The organism is Arthrobacter phoenicis (assembly GCF_047238215.1).
Taxonomy (GTDB): Bacteria; Actinomycetota; Actinomycetes; order Actinomycetales; family Micrococcaceae; genus Arthrobacter.
In genome coordinates this window covers 2,609,450-2,626,373 of record NZ_JBDFMK010000001.1, presented here as the reverse complement: position 1 = coordinate 2,626,373, position 16,924 = coordinate 2,609,450, and the positions used below count along the sequence as shown (strand labels likewise).

Genomic DNA, 16,924 nt, shown 5'->3' with positions numbered 1-16,924 from the left:
GGCCGCACCGCGGCAAAACAGGCGCGCCATAAGACGAAAGAACGCCCCGGCGCGATGCCGGGGCGTTCTTTCTGGATGCACGTGGTGCAGCCGGAACTACACGTTGACCTTAGTGCTGGTGGCCGGCGTGCTCGTCCTCGTCGGCCGGCTTCTCCGCCACCAGGGTCTCGGTGGTGAGAACCAGAGCGGCGATGGAGGCAGCGTTCCGCAGGGCGGCGCGGGTGACCTTGACGGGGTCGATCACGCCGGCGGCGATCAGGTCCTCGTACTCACCGGTCTTCGCGTTGAAGCCCTGGTTGACGGCCGAGTCCGCCACCCGTGCGGCAACGACGTAGCCGTCGAAGCCGGCGTTCTGGGCGATCCAGCGCAGCGGCTGGGTCAGCGCCCGGCGGACGATGCCCACGGCTGCTGCCGCGTCGCCGTCGAGGGCCTTGACCGTCGGGTCCTCGTCGAGGGCCTTGAGGGCGTGGACCAGGGCCGAACCGCCGCCGGAGACGATGCCCTCTTCCAGCGCAGCACGCGTGGAGGACACGGCATCTTCGATGCGGTGCTTCTTTTCCTTCAGCTCGACCTCGGTGGCTGCGCCGACCTTGATGACGCCGATGCCGCCGGCCAGCTTGGCCAGGCGTTCCTGCAGCTTTTCCTTGTCCCAGTCCGAGTCGGTGCGGGTCAGCTCGGCACGCAGCTGCGCGACGCGGGCCGCAACGTCCTCGGCCGAACCGGCGCCGTCGACGATCGTGGTGTTGTCCTTGGTGACGGTAATACGCCGCGCGGTGCCGAGGACCTCCAGGCCCACGGTGTCCAGGCTGAGGCCCAGTTCCGGGGAGACAACCTGCGCGCCGGTGAGTGTCGCGATGTCCTGCAGCATGGCCTTGCGGCGGTCACCGAAGCCGGGAGCCTTGACGGCGACGACGTTCAGGGTGCCGCGGATGCGGTTGACGATCAGCGTGGACAGGGCCTCGCCGTCGACGTCCTCAGCAATGATGAAGAGCGGCTTCGAGGACTGCAGGGCCTTCTCCAGCAGCGGCAGGAAGTCCTGCAGCGAGGAGATCTTGCCCTGGTTGATCAGGATGAGAGCGTCCTCGAGGACGGCTTCCTGGCGGTCCGCGTCGGTGATGAAGTACGGGGACAGGTAGCCCTTGTCGAACTGCATGCCCTCGGTCAGGACGAGTTCGGTCTGCGTGGTGGAGGACTCCTCGATGGTGATCACACCATCCTTGCCGACCTTGCCGAACGCCTCGGCCAGCAGTTCGCCGACCTCGTCGCTCTGCGCGGAGATGGCGGCAACGTTGGCCACCTGGGTCCCCTCAACCGGACGGGCGTTCTCCAGCAGGCGGGCAGCGATGGCCTCGACGGAGACCTCGATGCCGCGCTTGATCTGGCCCGGGGCGGCGCCGGCGGCAACGTTGCGCAGGCCCTCCTTGACCAGGGCCTGCGCCAGCACCGTCGCGGTGGTGGTGCCGTCACCGGCGACGTCGTTGGTCTTGGTGGCGACCTCCTTGGCCAGCTGCGCGCCCAGGTTCTCGTACGGGTCGTCCAACTCAACCTCGCGGGCGATGGTCACGCCGTCGTTGGTGATCGTGGGGGCGCCCCACTTCTTGTCCAGAACGACGTTGCGGCCGCGGGGGCCGAGCGTCACCTTGACGGTGTTGGCGAGCTTATCGATACCGGCCTCGAGGGACCGGCGGGCAGCGTCGTTAAACGCGAGCTGCTTTGCCATGGTGTTGTCCTTTCACGAAAGAACCCCGCGCAGCCGTTCCGTTCATTGCTGACGGTCCGGCGGCGCGGGGATCCAAGAGAGTTACTTTACGACGATCGCCAGAACGTCGCGGGCGGACAGTACGAGGTACTCGACACCGCCGGTCTTGACTTCGGTTCCGCCGTACTTGGAGTAGATGACGACGTCGCCAACGGCAACGTCGACGGGAACGCGGTTGCCGTTGTCATCGAAGCGGCCGGGGCCTACCGCGACAACTTCGCCTTCCTGCGGCTTCTCCTGTGCGGAGTCCGGGATAACCAGGCCGGAGGCCGTGGTCTGCTCGGCTTCGAGCGGGCGGACAACAATACGATCCTCAAGAGGCTTAATAGAGACCGACACTCGGACCTCTCCTTTTCGTCAGCAAATTCATGGACTTCAAAGCGGTGGTGCCATGCGTACAGACCGTCGTCGCGGTGCCGGCAGCAGCCTGGCAGCTGATGCTTTGGTATTAGCACCCGCCTAGGGGGAGTGCTAATGACGACTCTATGTAAGGAGTTAGCACTCGGTCAAGGTGAGTGCCAGAAGTTCATCTGTGGCGAACGGCCTTCTGGAAGAGCGGACGGGCGAGCGGCCCGGCTACTCCCCCGCCAGGTCGTCGTAGTCCCACTCCAGTCCGTCGTCGTCCTCCTCCACCCGGGGCACGTCGTTGCGCGTCCGGTAGAGCAGGAACCCGCCGGCCAGGGCCGCGATGACGCCGGCGACGAGGAAGATGATGCTGCCGATCCGGACCCCGGCGTAGGTGTCGCGGATGGCCCGGGCCTCGTCGGTGGCGTCCGCGACGTCCTTGCCGTCCACCGAGTAAACCGTTGCGTTGAAGGTGTCGAGGAGGAAGATGATCACGAGCAGCGCGACACAGACGACGGCGACCACGATGCCGGCGATCAAAGCCGGGCGGGCGTAGCGCGCCAATCCCCGGCGGCCGGGAGCCTCCCCCGCTGCCGTTCCATCGGTTTCCGTGTTCCTGTCGTTCATGCCGTCAAGCCTAGTGGGCGCCGCGGGGTTCCCGGGCCTGAACTACGATCGATGGCATGGCTGAGACACCGCAGGACCAGATCGCACCATTGCTCAACCCGGCGGGGTGGGAACTGCTGTCCTCGCTGGGCCCGTACCGCGAGGAGGAGGCGTTCCAGCTCAACGCGGCGCTCCGCAAGGCCGGTCACCCGGCGGATCTGGTCTCCGCGGCCTTGACGCAGTCCCGGCTTCGGACCAAGGCGGAGGCCAAGTTCGGCGAATTCGCCCGGCAGATGATCTTCACCCGTGCCGGCCTGGAGCAGGCCACGCGGCTCACGGTCGCCGCCAGGCACGCCCAGCGCTTCGCGGAGGCGGGGGTCACCCACGTCGCGGACCTGGGCTGCGGCCTCGGCGCCGATGCGATGGCCCTGGCGTCCCTGGACCTGACGGTGACCGCCGTGGAGCTGGATGAAACCACCGCCGCCTGCGCCACGATGAACCTGATCCCGTTCCGGAACGCCACCGTGGTCCACGCCGACGCGGAATCCGTGCCCCTGGACGGGATCGACGGGGTCTGGCTGGACCCGGCCCGCCGGACCACGTCCACCTCGGGCACCACCAGGCTCTGGGACCCGGAGGACTTCTCCCCGCCCCTGTCCTTTGTCGAGTCGCTGGCCGCCTCCGGCCGCGCTATCGGCGTGAAGATGGGCCCCGGGATCCCCCACACCGCGATCCCCGCGGACTGCGAGGCACAGTGGGTTTCGGTGGGCGGCGACGTCACCGAGGTGGCCCTGTGGTTCAACGCCGTCCGCCGCCGGGGCATCCGCCGCGCCGCTCTGGTGCTCGGCCCGCGGGGGGCGGCGGAGCTCACCAGCGCCGAGGACTTCGACGGCGGCCCGGCGGCCCCCGTGGGCCCGGTGTCCGGGTACCTCTACGAACCCGACGGGGCCGTGATCCGCGCCGGACTCGTGGCCGACGTCGCGCTCCGGCTCGGCGGACACCTGGTGGACGAGCACATCGCCTACATCTGCGCCCCCGACCTGCAGGACACCCCGTTCGCCCGGGCCTACGAGGTCCTCGAGGTGATGCCGCTCAACGTCAAGGCCCTCAAGGCCTGGGTCAGGGAAAACGGAATCGGGGTACTCGAGATCAAGAAGCGCGGCGTGGCCGTCACCCCGGAGGAACTGCGCCGGCAACTCCTTCCGGGTGGCCGGGCCGCGAAGCAGGCCAAGAACAAAGCCACCCTGGTCCTCACCCGGATCGGCGAGGAACGGGTTGCCGTCTCGGTACGGCCGGTGAACCCCTACGTCCCCTAGGGCCACTGGCGCCCTTACTGGGCGCGCATGAACTCCTCGGCGGCCCGGACCTGCTCATCGCTGGGCCGGATGCCGGTGTACAGGACGAACTGTTCCAGCGCCTGGATGGTGGCCACCTCGGCGCCGGTGATGACCTTCTTCCCGGCGGTCCGCGCGGCCTTGATCAGCGGCGTCTCGGCGGGCAGCGCGACGACGTCGAACACCACCTCGGCGGCGTCCACCGCCCACTGCGGGTAGGCCAGGGCGTCCGCCTCGGCGCCGCCCGCCATGCCGATGGGCGTGACATTGATCAGCAGCGCGGCGGGGTCCACCCCGTCACCCTGGGCCGGAACGTCGGCGCGCCAGGCGAAACCGTAGAGGTCGGCGAGTGCCCGGCCGGCGTCCTCGTTGCGGGCAATGATGGTGACGTCCCGGAACCCGGCGTCGCGCAGCGCTGCCGCCGTTGCCTTCGCCATGCCGCCGGCACCGCGGAGCCAGACGGAGTAGTCCACCGGCACGGCGTTGCGCTGCAGGAGCTGTTCGATGGCGGTGTAGTCGGTGTTGTAGGCGGTGAGGGTGCCGCCGTCGTTGACGATCGTGTTGACCGAGTCGATGGCCTTCGCGGACGGGTCCATGACGTCCACCAAGGCGATCACGTCCTCCTTGTACGGCATCGACACGGCACAGCCGCGGATCCCCAGCCCGCGGACCCCGGCGATCGCCTGGCCCAGGTCCGTGGGGGCGAAGGCCTTGTAGATCCAGTTCAGGCCGAGCTGCTCGTACAGGCGGTTGTGGAAGCGCGTCCCGTTATTGCTCGGGCGGGCCGAGAGCGAGATACACAGCGTCATGTCTTTGTTCAGGATAGGCACCGCTCCATTAAACGCCACTGGGCCGGACGGTACCGGGCGTAGGGACTGCTGCAGGGTCCAGCGGCTGAACAGCTCCTGGGTGCAGCGCCTAGGTGCAGCCGGCCCCCGGGCCCTGCGCGCCCACGGCCACCGGGAGTTTCCCCGGCGCGGGTGCCTTGCCGGCCAGCACCGCCGCGAGGGCTTCGAAGGCCTCCTGGCTCCGGCCGTAGAGGGCGATTTTGGCCGGGGCAGCGGATTTCTCCAACGGCCAGGGCGCGTCGAGGGCCACCGCGACGTCGGCGGTCACGGGGCCCTCGCCGTAGCCGATGAGCGCCACCACCGGGCCGGACCCGACACTGATGCCGGCCTGCCGGGCAGCGGCGGCGAAGCGGGCCCGGTCCTGCTCCGTGCCGCCAGTCACCCGGACGCTCGCGGGCACGATCGGACCCCTGCACGGCCCGGACAACACCGTGATGGCTTCCTGGGAGACCTTCTCCGAGAGGGCCGAGCCGCTGCCGGGCGCCGAGGCACGGGCCGGCTGGCTGCGTCCGCGCCAGAGCTGCATGGTCACGACGCGGCGCGCGGCCTCGTCCAGGCGTGCCGCCGGCAGGCTGCCGTTGCGGACGGCGGAGACAATCGCGGCGTGCGCGGTGTCCACCGAGGCGGGCATCAGGATCAGGTCCGCCCCCGCCGCGAGCGCCAGGGGCGCGGACGAATCGTTGGGGAACTGCTCCGTAATGGCGCCCATGTTCATGGCGTCGGTGACCGCCACGCCCCTGAACCCCATGCGGCGCAGTTCGGCATAGGAGGCAGCCGAGACGGAGGCGGGCACCCCGGGCTGGAGGGCGGGCACGGCGATGTGGCCGGTCATCACCATGGGCAGGCCCGCGTCGATCGCCGCCTGGAAGGGCTTGAGGTCACGGGCCCGGAGCTGGTCCAGGCTGGCGCCCTGGACCGGGAGTCCCTGGTGCGAGTTGACGCTGACGGACCCGTGGCCGGGAAAGTGCTTGGCCGCGGGCAGCACGCCGGCATCCAGCATGCCCTTGGAGAACGCGGTGCCGACGGCGGCCGCAGTGTCCGGGCTGCCGGAGAACGAGCGGGCACCGATCGTGGGATCCGCCGGCCCCATGGTCACGTCCGCTGCCGGGGCGAAGTCGACGTTGAAGCCCACCCCTGCCAGTTCTGCCGAGAGGGCGCGGCCGGCGTCGGCGGCCAGCGGGTCGCTGCCGGCGGCGCCGTAGCTCATGGGGGCCGGCCATTCGGTCAGCGGGGCGCGCAGGCGGGCCACCAGCCCGCCCTCCTGGTCGACGCCGACCAAGCCGGGCCAAGTACGGCCGTCGGCGCGGGCCGCCCGCTGCAGCCGGTCGGTGGCGGCGCGCATGGCGGCGGTATCTACCTGGCCGGTCGCCGTCGCAGGAACGTTGTCGCCCATCACGATCGAGCCGGCCAGATGCAGCCGTTCCACCGTCTTGGCGTGCGCCTCGACGTCGAGCCCGGCGAAGGAGGCCAGCAGGACCTGGCCCGCCTTCTGCTCCAGCGACATTCCCGCCACCGCCCGGGCGGCGGCGTCGGCGTCGGCCTGCTCGGGTCCCCAGCCGAGGGGCTGCGCGGAGGGGGCGGCGGGGTGCCCGGTTTGCCCCTGCGAACCGTCGCCGGGAGTGGCCGGAGACGAACATCCGGCGGCCGGGAGCACGAGCCCCGCCAGCAGCGCCGCGGTTACGGGCAACAGGTTACGGTTGTGAAGACTCTCACGCATCAGCTGTAACTTGACCACCAGCTCGATGCTACCCCTGCACTAGACTTGGGACATTGTTGCCATACCCCCGCTCGCCGCCCCGGCTGCGGTGACGGCGCACATAACCACCGGCGAGCGCCGCCACTACAGCGAAGGGACCGCATGAAGATCGAGTTCGCTTCATCCAGGCAGTCAACACTCGGCGTCGAATGGGAGCTGGCCCTCGTCGACGCCGAGACCGGCGAGCTTGCGTCGGTGGCCAAGGAGGTGCTGCGCGGCGTTGCCGCCCGGCACCCGGAACTCAACGAGGACGACGAGCACCCGCACATCAAGCAGGAGCTGTTGCTCAACACGGTGGAGCTGGTCACGGGGATCTGCACCACGGTGGCCGAGGCCAAGGCGGACCTGGCGGGTTCCCTCGCCGCGCTCCGTGAGGTCACGGACCCGATGGGCGTGGAGGTCTTCTGCGCCGGCTCCCATCCGTTCAGCCCGCCGCAGCTGCAGCCGGTGACGGACAAGGAACGCTATGCCAAGCTGATCGACCGCACCCAGTGGTGGGGCCGGCAGATGGTGATCTATGGCGTCCATGTCCACGTCGGCCTGGACAGCCGCGACAAGGTCCTGCCCGTGCTGGACGGCCTAGTCAACTACTTCCCGCACTTCCAGGCCCTTTCCGCCTCCAGCCCGTTCTGGGGCGGAGAGGACACCGGCTACGCCTCGCAGCGGGCCCTGATGTTCCAGCAGCTGCCCACCGCGGGCCTGCCGTTCCAGTTCGGCAGCTGGGAAGATTACGAGTCCTATGTCCAGGACATGTTCACCACCGGGGTGATCGACGCCCTCTCGGAGATCCGCTGGGATATCCGGCCCGTGCCCAACCTTGGCACCATCGAGATGCGCATCTGCGACGGCCTGGCCACGCTGGAGGAAGTCGGTGCGATCGCGGCCCTGACCCAGTGCCTGGTCCACGAGTTCTCCACCATCCTGGACAACGGCGGGACCATCCCCACCATGCCTCCGTGGCACGTGCAGGAAAACAAGTGGCGGGCCGCCCGGTACGGCCTGGACGCGATCATCATCCTCGACGCCGAGGGGAACGAACAGCTCGTCACGGATCACCTTCGGGAAACCCTGGATCGGCTCGCCCCGATCGCCGAGCAGCTGGGCTGCGCCGCCGAACTGGGCGACGTCGCGAAAATCATCGACCGCGGGGCCGGCTACCAGCGGCAGCGCCGCATCGCCGCCGAGCACGGCGGCGACCTGCGCGCCGTCGTCCTGGACCTGGTCAAGCAGATGCGGCAGGGCCGGGCGGCCTGACGCCTCCCGCCCGACGGCGTGGGCCGGGCGAATTAGCCGGGCCCTTGGCCTCGACTCTCCGCCGGGTCAGACCGAGACGGACGTGACCGGCATCGAGGAGTCCGGCGCAAAGCCGATCCCGCTGGGGGCCGTTCCGGCCATCACCAGTTGCGCCCCGAGGGCGGCCACCATGGCACCGTTGTCCGTGCAGAGGCTCAGCGGCGGCACGGTCAGGCGGATTCCGGCCGAGGTGCAGCGCTGTTCGGTGAGCTGCCGGAGCCGGGAATTGGCCGCCACTCCCCCGCCCAGCAGCAGCTCCGTGATGCCGTGTTCGCGGCAGGCGAGCACCGCCTTGGCCGTGATGACGTCCACCACCGCCTCCTGGAACGCCGCGGCGATATCGGCCACCGGCACCTCCTCGCCGCGGGCCTCGAACTGTTCGACGCAGCGGGCGACGGCGGTTTTCAGGCCACTGAAGGACCAGTCGTAGCGGTGCGGGCCGGGCTCCTCCGCGGTCCCCATGTACTTGGGCTGGCTGAGCCCGCGGGGGAAGCGGATGGCCTTGGGGTTGCCGGTGCGCGCCAGCTTGTCGATGGCCGGGCCGCCGGGGTAACCCAGGCCCAGCAGGCGGGCCACCTTGTCGTAGGCCTCGCCGGCGGCGTCGTCGATTGTCGATCCGAGCAATTCCACGTCGTCGGTGATGCTGCGGATGCGCAGGATCTCGGTGTGTCCGCCGGAAACCAGGAGTGCACCGAGGTTGTCGGGCAGGGCGGCCGGCTGGCCGGGACCGCCGGCGCCGTCAGTGTCCAGCAGGCCGACGCCGACGTGCGCCACCAGGTGGTTGATCGCGTAGAGCGGCCTCCCGGTGGCCACGGCCAGCGCCTTGGCCGCACAGACCCCCACCATCAGGGCCCCGGCCAGGCCGGGTCCGGAGGTCACGGCAATCGCGTCGATGTCGTCCAGGGCCACGTCCGCAGCGGCGAGCGCCTCGGTCAGCGTGGGAACGAAGGCGTCGAGGTGGGCGCGGGAGGCGATCTCGGGGATGACGCCGCCGAAACGGACGTGTTCCTCCATCGAGGAAGACACGGTGTTGGCCAGCAAACGGGTGCCGCGGACAATGCCGACGCCGGTCTCGTCGCAGGAGGATTCGATGCCGAGCACCAGCGGCTGGTGGCTGTGCGGAGCGTTGTTCATGCCTGGCCTGTCTCCTCAGGGTTATCGTCCGGCGTGTGGCCCGGGGTTGCCGGGCCGGTCAGCGTCAGGCGCATGATCAGGGCGTCGACGCCGTCGCGGTAGTAGCGCGGCCGGATGTGGATCTGTTCGAAGCCGAAGCGCCGGTAGAGCTGCTGGGCGCGCGGGTTGTCGGCCCGGACCTCAAGCAGCACGTCCGCGGCGCGGCGCCGCCGGCTCTCGGCGATCAACCGGGTCAGCAGGGCCGAGCCGATCCCGCGGCCCTCCTGCTCGGGGACGACGGCGATGGTCTGGACGTCCGCGATGGGCTCGATGCACATCAGTCCGGCGTAGCCCACGATCCCGCCGTCGGCCTCGGCCACGAGGTAGTGGCGGGTGTCGGTCTGCGAGAGCTCGTCGCTGAACATCTGCAACGGCCACGCGTCCACGGGGAAAAGCCGGACCTCCAGGGCGTGGACGGCCGGGATGTCCACGGCCGTCATGGGCCGCAGGGTCACGCCCCCGGGGGCGGGTCCGGACGCGGCGGAGGCTGCCCCGGCGGTCACAGTGCGCGCTTCCGCGGGCCGGGCACCTGGGCGTCGGATTCGCGCAGGTAGAGCGGTGTGGTGTCCGGCAGTTCTTCCCCGGCGGCCAGGCGTGCGAGGGCGAACTGGCCCAGGGAGACCGCCTCGGGCTGGCGTTCGGCGAAACCGGCGACGGCGCGCACCTGGTCGGCGTACAGCCCGGCACCGGCACCGTAGACCGGCAGGTCCGGCAGCTCGGAGGCGAAGCCGACATGGGGTCCGTCCGCGAGCTTGGGCAGCTGCCCGGCGGCCAGGGTGTAGCGGGCCCAGTACACCTCGCGGCGCCGGGCGTCGGTGGCCACCAGGAACTCGGCGGCGCTGTCGATGGACTCGGCCACCTCGAGGGCGATCGCGTCCAGGCTCATCATCCCGTACAGCGGCTTGCCCCAGACGTTCGCGAGGGTCCGGGCGGTGACGATCCCCGAGCGGAGGCCGGTGAAGGGTCCGGGGCCGACGCCGGTGACCACCGCGTCGAGATCGGCGCCGGTCAGGCCGGCCCCGGTCAGGAGCTTCGCGATGCCGGGGGCGAGGACCTCGGCATGGCTGCGGGTGTCCTCGGTGGCGAAGCAGCCCACCACGGATTCGAGGGAATCGTCGGAGACGAGGGCCGCGCTGGCAACCGCCGAGGTGTCGATGGCGAGAATCAGCATTTAGTCCTCTTCCTGGTTGCGCGTTGCGGCCGGGCCGCCCATCAGGGCCGCGGGAGGTTCGGCCCAGCGCGGGCCGTAGCCGCGGAAGACCACGGTGCGGGGTTCGTCGTCGTCTTCGTCTTCGAAGTCGAGCACGCCCTCCGGGGCGGTGTCCGTTTGAGGGGCGGGCTGGTGGCCTCCGCCGGGGCCGCTTCCCAGCCGGCGGTGCAGGTCGATTTCCAGGCGGCTCTCGCTCAGGTGTTCCACCCGGTCCCGGCCCCACTCCACCACGGTCACCGCGGAGTCCATGGTGTTTTCAAGGTCGATGTCGTCGATCTCGGCGGCGGACTCCAGCCGGTAGGCGTCCACGTGGACCAGGTCAGGACCGCCGGGGCGGGGTCCGTCCGGCAGGTTGGGGTGGATCCGGACCAGGACGAACGTCGGGGAGATGATGCCGGCGCGCACGCCGAGCCCCTCACCCAGGCCTTGGGTGAACGTGGTCTTGCCGGCGCCGAGTTCCCCGGTGAGCACCAAGAGGTCCGCCGCCCGCAGTTCGGCGCCGAGGGCGGCGGCCAGCGCCTGTGTCTGGGCGGCGGTGGCGACCTCGACGCTGCGCTCCCACACCGGCGCGCTCACAGCGACTCCCCGCCATCGGCGTCGGGGGCCTCGTTGATGTAGCGGCGCGGCACCCGGGTGCTGATCCGCGTGACGATCTCATAGTTGTTGGTGCCGGCGGCGCGGGCCCAGTCCTCGGCGGTGGGGCCGCCGTCGGCGCCGTCGCCGAACAGGACGGCTTCCTCGCCCAGCAGCGACGTGCCGCCCGCCGAGACGCCCAGCGGACCGAGGTCGATCACCATCTGGTCCATCGCGATGCGGCCCACCACCGGGTAGGTCCTCTCCGCCACCCGGACGGGTCCGCCCGTAGCCACCCGCGGGACGCCGTCGGCGTAGCCCAACGGGATGAGGCCCAGGGTGCTGGGGCCGGCGGTGCGGTAGTTCAGGCCGTAGGAGACGCCCTGGCCGGCGGGGACGTCCTTGCAGTGGGCCACCACGGTGCGCAGGGTCATGGCCGGGCGGAGGCCCACGTCCTCGGCGCCCTGGTCCTCGAAGGGCGAGAGGCCGTAGATGCCCAGCCCCACCCGGACCAGGTCGAAGTGCGTGTCCGGCCGGGACAGGGTGGCAGGGGTGTTCGCAAGGTGGCGGACCTCGGGGTCGACGCCGGCATCCTGGGCCATGGCCAGGATGTCGCGGAAGGCGGCGAGCTGCGCGTCGGTTTCCGGCCGATCGGGCTCGTCCGCGACGGCCAGGTGGGAAAAGATCCCGACCACGCGCAGCAGGCCCTGGTCCTGGTACTCGAGGGCCTCCCCGAGCAGCGAATCCCACGCCGCGAGGGTCACACCATTGCGGCCCAGGCCGGTGTCCACCTTGAGATGAACCCGGGCGGGGCGTTCCTGTTCGCGGGCCGCCGCGACGATCCGGCCCAGCTCCCAGCCGGAGCAGCCGATGTCGATCCCGGCGGCGACCGCGGCGGCAAAGTTGCTGTCCGGGGTGTGCAGCCAGGCCAGCAGCGGCGCGTCGATGCCGGCGGCGCGGAGGGCGAGTGCCTCGGAGATGTGGGCCACGCCCAGCCAGCTGGCGCCGGCGCTGAGCGCGGCGCGGGCCACCGGGATGGCGCCGTGACCGTAGGCATCCGCCTTGACCACGGCCATCACCTTCGCCGGGGAGGCGACGGCGGCGAGCCGCCGGACGTTGTGCCGGACCGCGGCGAGGTCGATGACCGCTGACCGTTCCTCCGCGCGGGCCGGCGCGGCGTCCTCGGACGGCTGGGACTCACCTGACGCTGCTGGGGATATCACCTAACGATTCTACGGGTGGCCCCGGACGCGGCTGAATTCGGGGGCCGGGCTCCCGGCCTGGGTCCCGGCCGTCCTACGTGACCCAGCCGTCCTACGCGTCCGAAAGGTGCGCGATGGTCGCCGCGGCCCGGCGCTGCGCCGCCGGCGGGACGTCGCGCACAATTTCCTCAAGGAAGCGGTAGCGGCGCAGCCACTGGCTGCCCTGCCGTTCCTTCCGGGCATTGGCCCGCTGCCACCAGTCGGCCACGTCGCCCCAGCCCGGCGCGGCGAGGGAACCTCCCACATGCTGCACGGCCAGGGCGGCGCAGAGATTGGCGAAGCGCAGCCGGTCCCCCAGCGGCCAGCCGGCCAGGCAGCCCACGATGAACGCCGCGGCAAAACAGTCGCCGGCGCCGGTGGGGTCGAAGGCGGTGACGGGCAGCGAGGGCACCCATTCCTCCTCGCCGCTCTCCGAGTCCACCGCCATGGCACCCTGCGCGCCGAGGGTCACCACGGCCACCGGCACCCGGTCCGCGAGCGCGTAGAGCGCCGCCCAGGGGTTGTCCTTGCCGGTGAAGGCCATCGCCTCCTCCTGGTTGGGCAGGAAGGCGTGGAAGTAGCGCAGGTTCTCCAGCCGCGCCCGCGCCCAGGTTTCCGTGGGGTCCCAGCCGACGTCGCCGAAGAGCCGGACGCCGGCCCCGTGCGCGGCCACCGCCCACGGTTCCATCTCCTCGGAGAGGTCGGCGACGGCGGCGAGCGCGAGCGGCCGTGACCCGATCAGTTCTGTGGCGGACACGGGCGCCGGGTGGCCGTGGGTGATCATGGACCGGTCCTTTTCCACGCTGAGGGACACGGTGACGGGCGAGTGCCAGCCGGGAATCCGGCGGGACAGCGAGAGGTCCACGTGCTCCTGCCCGGCCAGGATCTTCCAGTTCTCCTCGCCGTATCCGTCGTCGCCGAAGGCTGCCGCGAGTCCCGTCCGCAAGCCCAGCCGGGCCGCGGCGATGGCCTGGTTCGCCACCCCACCCGGGCAGCTGCCCATGCCCTCACTCCAGATCTCGGTGCCCGGCTTCGGGGCGTGCGGGAGTCCCGTGAAAATGATGTCCTGGAACACGGTGCCCGTCAGTAGCACGTCGAATCCCAGGGCCGCCGGGGTGCGGACAGCGGCAAGCGGATCGAAACGCGGCGCTGGAATCGCGTCCATACACCGCAGGGTACGCCGGCCAGCCCGCTCCCGGTAGCGTCTTCCGTCCGTCCCTCCCCTGCCACCGGCGGACGGGCCTACACTGCTGGCATGCGGCTCATGGTTGCCGGCGGCGGCGGGTTCCGGGTGCCGCTCATTTACCGGGCACTCTGCACCGGCCCGTACGCCGGGCTGGTGGACGAGTGTGTGCTGTACGACGTCGATGCTCAGCGGCTGGAGGCCATCGGGTCGGTGCTGGCCTCCTTCCGCGCCCAGCTTCCCGACTCCGCGCAGGTCCCTGCCGTACGGACGTCTACGTCCCTGGAGGTGGCCCTCGCCGGGGCGGACATGGTCTTCGCCGCCATCCGCCCCGGCGGAACCGCGGGTCGGGTGAGGGACGAACGGGTGGCCCAGGGCCTGGGACTGCTGGGTCAGGAAACAACCGGTGCTGGCGGCATCTCGTACGCGCTGCGGAGCATCCCGCCGATGCTTGAGCTCGCCGAGGCCATGCGCCGGCTGTGCCCCGGGGCCTGGCTGGTCAACTTCACGAACCCTGCCGGGATGGTGACGGAGGCCCTCGTGCCGGTCCTGGGCCCGAAGGTGGTGGGGATCTGCGATTCCGCCGGCGGCCTGGCCCATCGGGCGGCGCGCGCGGCCGGGGCAGCGCTGCCGGACGGCGTTCTGGCGGGGGTGGGCTATTACGGGCTGAACCATCTCGGCTGGCTGTACCGGCTTGAGGCCGGCGGCCGGGACCACCTGCCGGAGTTGCTGGCGAATCCGCGGGCTCTGGCCGGGTTCGAGGAGGGGCGCCTGTTTTCCCCGGAGCTTCTGGCCGGGCTGGGCTGCCTGCCCAACGAGTACCTCTTTTACTACTACGCCACGGAGCAGGCCGCCGCCGCGATGCGGTCCGCGACGGAGACCCGCGGCGAGTCCATCCACCGGCAGCAGGCCGGGCTGTACCCGCGGGCTGCGGCGGGGGCAGAGGCCTATGCGCTGTGGGACGCAGCGCGCCGGTCCCGTGAGGAGGGCTACCTCGCCGAGGCCCGGCCCGGCGGCGAACAGCGGGACGAGGAGGATCTCGCCGGGGGCGGGTACGAGCGGGTGGCGCTGGCCCTGATGCGGGCGCTCTCCGGCGGCCCGGCGACGGAGTTGATCCTCAACGTCCCCAACACCCTGCCGGATGCCGGGAGCGGGGGTGCCGCGATTCCGGGCCTGCCGGGGGACGCCGTCGTCGAGGTGCCGTGCCGGGTCGGCGCCGACGGCGTCGTGCCCATGGCCCAGGACCGGCCGGCCCCGGCGCAGCTGGACCTGATGCGCCGGGTGAAAGAGGTCGAGCGGCTGGTGGTCCGGGCCACGACGCCGGGGCCGGGCTCAGGGAAGGGCATTCCGGCAAGCAACGACACCGGCGGCGCGGGCGGGGACGGCGGTCCCGGCGCCAGCTCCGGATCGGCACGTAGGGAAGCGGCGCTGGCGGCCTTCGCCCGCCATCCGCTGGTCGACTCCGAGGAGCTGGCCGCGAGGCTACTGGCCGGATACGAGGCGGCCTTCCCCCGGCTCCACGCGCTATGGCAGGACGGCGCGGGCAGCTAGACGAAATTGCCGGACAAGCGGGAAAGCCTGCGTGGGAGCGGACCTGCCTACAGCATCCGGTGCATCACGTGCAGACCCACGAACCCGCGCTCCGGGTGCTGGAAGGCTTCCGGAATGGTGGCCAGAACGATGAAGCCCATGCCCTGCCAGGCGGCGACCGCCCTGACGTTGGTCTCCACCACAGCGTTGAACTGCATGGCCCGGAAGCCTTCCCGGCGGGCGGCGTCGAGGGAGTAGGCGCAGAGCGCGCGGGCCAGGCCACGGCCGCCAAACCCGGCCCGCACCATGTAGCCCGCGTTCGCCACGTGGCTCCCGCCGCCGCCCTGGTTGGCGTGCAGTTCCCCCGTGCCCAGCACGACGCCGTCGCGCTCCGCAGTGCCCACGGCCACGAAGGTCCGGCCCGGCGCCGTCTTGACCCACTTGGCCCGCGCAACGTCCTCGGTGGTGTCCCGGTCCCAGGTGAAAGTCTCACCGGCACGGATCACCGGCTCCAGGATTTCCCAGATGCCGGGCCAGTCGTGGTCCGTGGCGTCCCTGATCATCCAGTCGGCGGTTTCCTGCGGGGCCTTGTCAACGGTGCTCACAGCGGCCACCGTATCAGCGCCGGTGCGGCGGTGGGCCCGGTGAGCACGGCGGCGCCGGCACCGGCGGGCGCACCGGCGGCGGGCTGCCGGGTCCCGGGCGGGAACCCGCGGCCCCCGCAGGAGTAGTGTTTTACCGAATCCACGTCCCCGGAACGCCGGGAACCACACGCTGAGAGGAAGGACACCACGATGCCGCTGGTCCGTCGGGTCGCATTCCTCTCGCTCCACACCTCCCCCATGGAACAGCCCGGGTCCGGCGACGCAGGCGGCATGAACGTCTACATCCGGGCCCTGGCTGCCGCCCTCGCGGAATCCGGGGTCGAGGTGGAAATTTTCACCCGCTCCACCGCGGCGGACCAGCCCGCCGTCGAGCACCCCTCCCCCGGCGTGTGCGTGCACAACGTCTTCGCCGGGCCCCCGCGGAAGGTCCCCAAGGAGGAACTGCCCGCGCTGCTGCACACGATGGTCGCGGAGATTGACCGGATCAAGGCCGACCAGCCGCGCGGCCGGTACGACCTGATCCACTCGCACTACTGGGTCTCCGGAGTCGCGGGGCTGGAGCTATCGGAGCTTTGGGGCGTGCCGCTGGTCCACACCATGCACACCATGGCCAAGGTCAAGAACCTGCTGCTGGAGTCCGGGGAAAAGCCGGAGCCGCGGCGCCGCGAAGAGGGCGAACACCGGATCGTCGACGGCGCCACCCGCCTGATCGCGAACACCGCGGCGGAGGCGGCCGAACTGGTCTCGCACTACGACGCGGACCCGGACCGGATCGACGTAGCCCCGCCCGGGGTGGACCTCGATGTCTTCACTCCGGCGTTCCGGGCCAAGGCCCGCAGCGACCACGGCATCCCGCCGGGCCGGTTTCACCTCCTCTTCGCCGGCCGGATCCAACGCCTGAAAGGCCCGCAGATCCTGATCAAGGCCGCGGCCCTGCTGCGTGCCCGGCGCCCCGATATCGACCTTCAGGTCACCATCCTCGGCGCCGTGAGCGGGGCGAAGGACTTCGACCTCAAGGCCCTGATCACCGCCGCCGGGATGGACGACGTCGTCACCCACCACCCGCCGGTCAGCGCGCCGAAGCTTGCCGGCTGGTACCGCTCGGCCGACGTCGTCGTGATGCCCTCCTACAGCGAATCCTTCGGGCTGGTGGCGCTGGAGGCCCAGGCCTGCGGCACCCCCGTGGTCGCGACCCGGGTGGGCGGCCTCTCCCGCGCCATCTTCGACGGCAGGACCGGGATGCTGGTGGAGGGACACAAGGCCTCGGACTGGGCGGACGCGCTCGAATCCCTGCACGACGACCCGCTGACCCGTGAGGATATGGGCCGCGCGGCGTCGGTGCATGCCCAGGGATTCGGCTGGCACCACACGGCCGCGCTGACGCTGGAGAGCTACCAGGGCGCGCTGGTCCAGTATTTTGGAACACGAAGCACCACGGCGGTGCCCGCTCCCTGACCGGGAGCCCCGC

The 16,924-nt window shown here is 71.0% G+C and carries 16 protein-coding genes; 4 read left to right on the top strand and 12 right to left on the bottom strand.

Annotated features, from left to right (window positions below; genetic code table 11):
* Positions 1 to 109: 109 nt before the first annotated feature.
* The 3 genes from groL to ABC337_RS12410 all read right to left on the bottom strand — a co-directional run bounded on the left by groL (position 110) and on the right by ABC337_RS12410 (position 2,731).
* Positions 110 to 1,720 (bottom strand): chaperonin GroEL, encoded by a 1,611-nt coding sequence (groL, locus tag ABC337_RS12420; RefSeq protein WP_412883706.1) that lies wholly within the window; start codon positions 1,718 to 1,720, stop codon positions 110 to 112.
* A gap of 81 nt (positions 1,721 to 1,801) precedes the next feature.
* Entirely contained in the window at positions 1,802 to 2,098 is a 297-nt protein-coding gene (gene groES / locus ABC337_RS12415) for a co-chaperone GroES (RefSeq protein WP_056737866.1), read from the bottom strand.
* A gap of 237 nt (positions 2,099 to 2,335) precedes the next feature.
* Complete coding sequence (locus ABC337_RS12410; protein WP_412883707.1) at positions 2,336 to 2,731, bottom strand: hypothetical protein; 396 nt, start codon at positions 2,729 to 2,731, stop codon at positions 2,336 to 2,338.
* A gap of 56 nt (positions 2,732 to 2,787) precedes the next feature.
* On the opposite strand from ABC337_RS12410, the gene ABC337_RS12405 reads away from it, so the two are divergent.
* Positions 2,788 to 4,026 carry a class I SAM-dependent methyltransferase gene (locus tag ABC337_RS12405; protein WP_412883708.1) on the top strand — a complete coding sequence of 413 codons (1,239 nt, stop codon included), beginning with the start codon at positions 2,788 to 2,790 and terminating at the stop codon, positions 4,024 to 4,026.
* 14 nt (positions 4,027 to 4,040) lie between these two features.
* Here the strand turns inward: ABC337_RS12405 and ABC337_RS12400 are convergent, their stop codons facing one another.
* Complete coding sequence (locus ABC337_RS12400) at positions 4,041 to 4,874, bottom strand: shikimate 5-dehydrogenase (protein WP_412883709.1); 834 nt, start codon at positions 4,872 to 4,874, stop codon at positions 4,041 to 4,043.
* Positions 4,875 to 4,962: 88 nt separating this feature from the next.
* Positions 4,963 to 6,579, bottom strand: coding sequence for a glycoside hydrolase family 3 protein (locus tag ABC337_RS12395; RefSeq protein WP_412883710.1), 1,617 nt, complete (start codon positions 6,577 to 6,579; stop codon positions 4,963 to 4,965).
* 171 nt (positions 6,580 to 6,750) lie between these two features.
* Between ABC337_RS12395 and ABC337_RS12390 the strand changes: the two genes are divergently transcribed.
* Positions 6,751 to 7,902 (top strand): glutamate--cysteine ligase, encoded by a 1,152-nt coding sequence (locus ABC337_RS12390; RefSeq protein WP_412883711.1) that lies wholly within the window; start codon positions 6,751 to 6,753, stop codon positions 7,900 to 7,902.
* A 66-nt stretch (positions 7,903 to 7,968) separates the two neighbouring features.
* On the opposite strand, the gene tsaD is transcribed toward ABC337_RS12390, so the two are convergent.
* From tsaD to ABC337_RS12360, 6 genes are all read right to left on the bottom strand, one after another.
* A complete protein-coding gene (gene tsaD, locus ABC337_RS12385) occupies positions 7,969 to 9,075 on the bottom strand; it encodes a tRNA (adenosine(37)-N6)-threonylcarbamoyltransferase complex transferase subunit TsaD (protein WP_412883712.1) in 1,107 nt (368 codons plus the stop codon).
* Positions 9,072 to 9,554: a ribosomal protein S18-alanine N-acetyltransferase gene (gene rimI / locus ABC337_RS12380; RefSeq protein ID WP_412884935.1), complete on the bottom strand. Its 483-nt coding sequence runs from the start codon at positions 9,552 to 9,554 to the stop codon at positions 9,072 to 9,074. Before rimI ends, tsaD begins: the two co-directional genes overlap by 4 nt.
* 59 nt (positions 9,555 to 9,613) lie before the next feature.
* Positions 9,614 to 10,285 (bottom strand): tRNA (adenosine(37)-N6)-threonylcarbamoyltransferase complex dimerization subunit type 1 TsaB, encoded by a 672-nt coding sequence (tsaB, locus tag ABC337_RS12375; RefSeq protein WP_412883713.1) that lies wholly within the window; start codon positions 10,283 to 10,285, stop codon positions 9,614 to 9,616.
* A complete protein-coding gene (tsaE, locus tag ABC337_RS12370) occupies positions 10,286 to 10,900 on the bottom strand; it encodes a tRNA (adenosine(37)-N6)-threonylcarbamoyltransferase complex ATPase subunit type 1 TsaE (RefSeq protein WP_412883714.1) in 615 nt (204 codons plus the stop codon).
* On the bottom strand, positions 10,897 to 12,120 hold the full coding sequence (alr, locus tag ABC337_RS12365; RefSeq protein WP_412883715.1) for an alanine racemase: 1,224 nt from the start codon (positions 12,118 to 12,120) through the stop codon (positions 10,897 to 10,899). Before alr ends, tsaE begins: the two co-directional genes overlap by 4 nt.
* A 91-nt stretch (positions 12,121 to 12,211) precedes the next feature.
* A complete protein-coding gene (locus tag ABC337_RS12360) occupies positions 12,212 to 13,303 on the bottom strand; it encodes a carbohydrate kinase family protein (RefSeq protein WP_412883716.1) in 1,092 nt (363 codons plus the stop codon).
* Between the two features lie 90 nt (positions 13,304 to 13,393).
* On the opposite strand from ABC337_RS12360, the gene ABC337_RS12355 reads away from it, so the two are divergent.
* A complete protein-coding gene (locus ABC337_RS12355) occupies positions 13,394 to 14,872 on the top strand; it encodes a family 4 glycosyl hydrolase (protein ID WP_412883717.1) in 1,479 nt (492 codons plus the stop codon).
* Between the two features lie 47 nt (positions 14,873 to 14,919).
* On the opposite strand, the gene ABC337_RS12350 is transcribed toward ABC337_RS12355, so the two are convergent.
* Entirely contained in the window at positions 14,920 to 15,414 is a 495-nt protein-coding gene (locus tag ABC337_RS12350; RefSeq protein WP_412884936.1) for a GNAT family N-acetyltransferase, read from the bottom strand.
* 231 nt (positions 15,415 to 15,645) lie between these two features.
* On the opposite strand from ABC337_RS12350, the gene mshA reads away from it, so the two are divergent.
* Positions 15,646 to 16,911 (top strand): D-inositol-3-phosphate glycosyltransferase, encoded by a 1,266-nt coding sequence (gene mshA / locus ABC337_RS12345; RefSeq protein WP_412883718.1) that lies wholly within the window; start codon positions 15,646 to 15,648, stop codon positions 16,909 to 16,911.
* Positions 16,912 to 16,924: the final 13 nt, after the last annotated feature.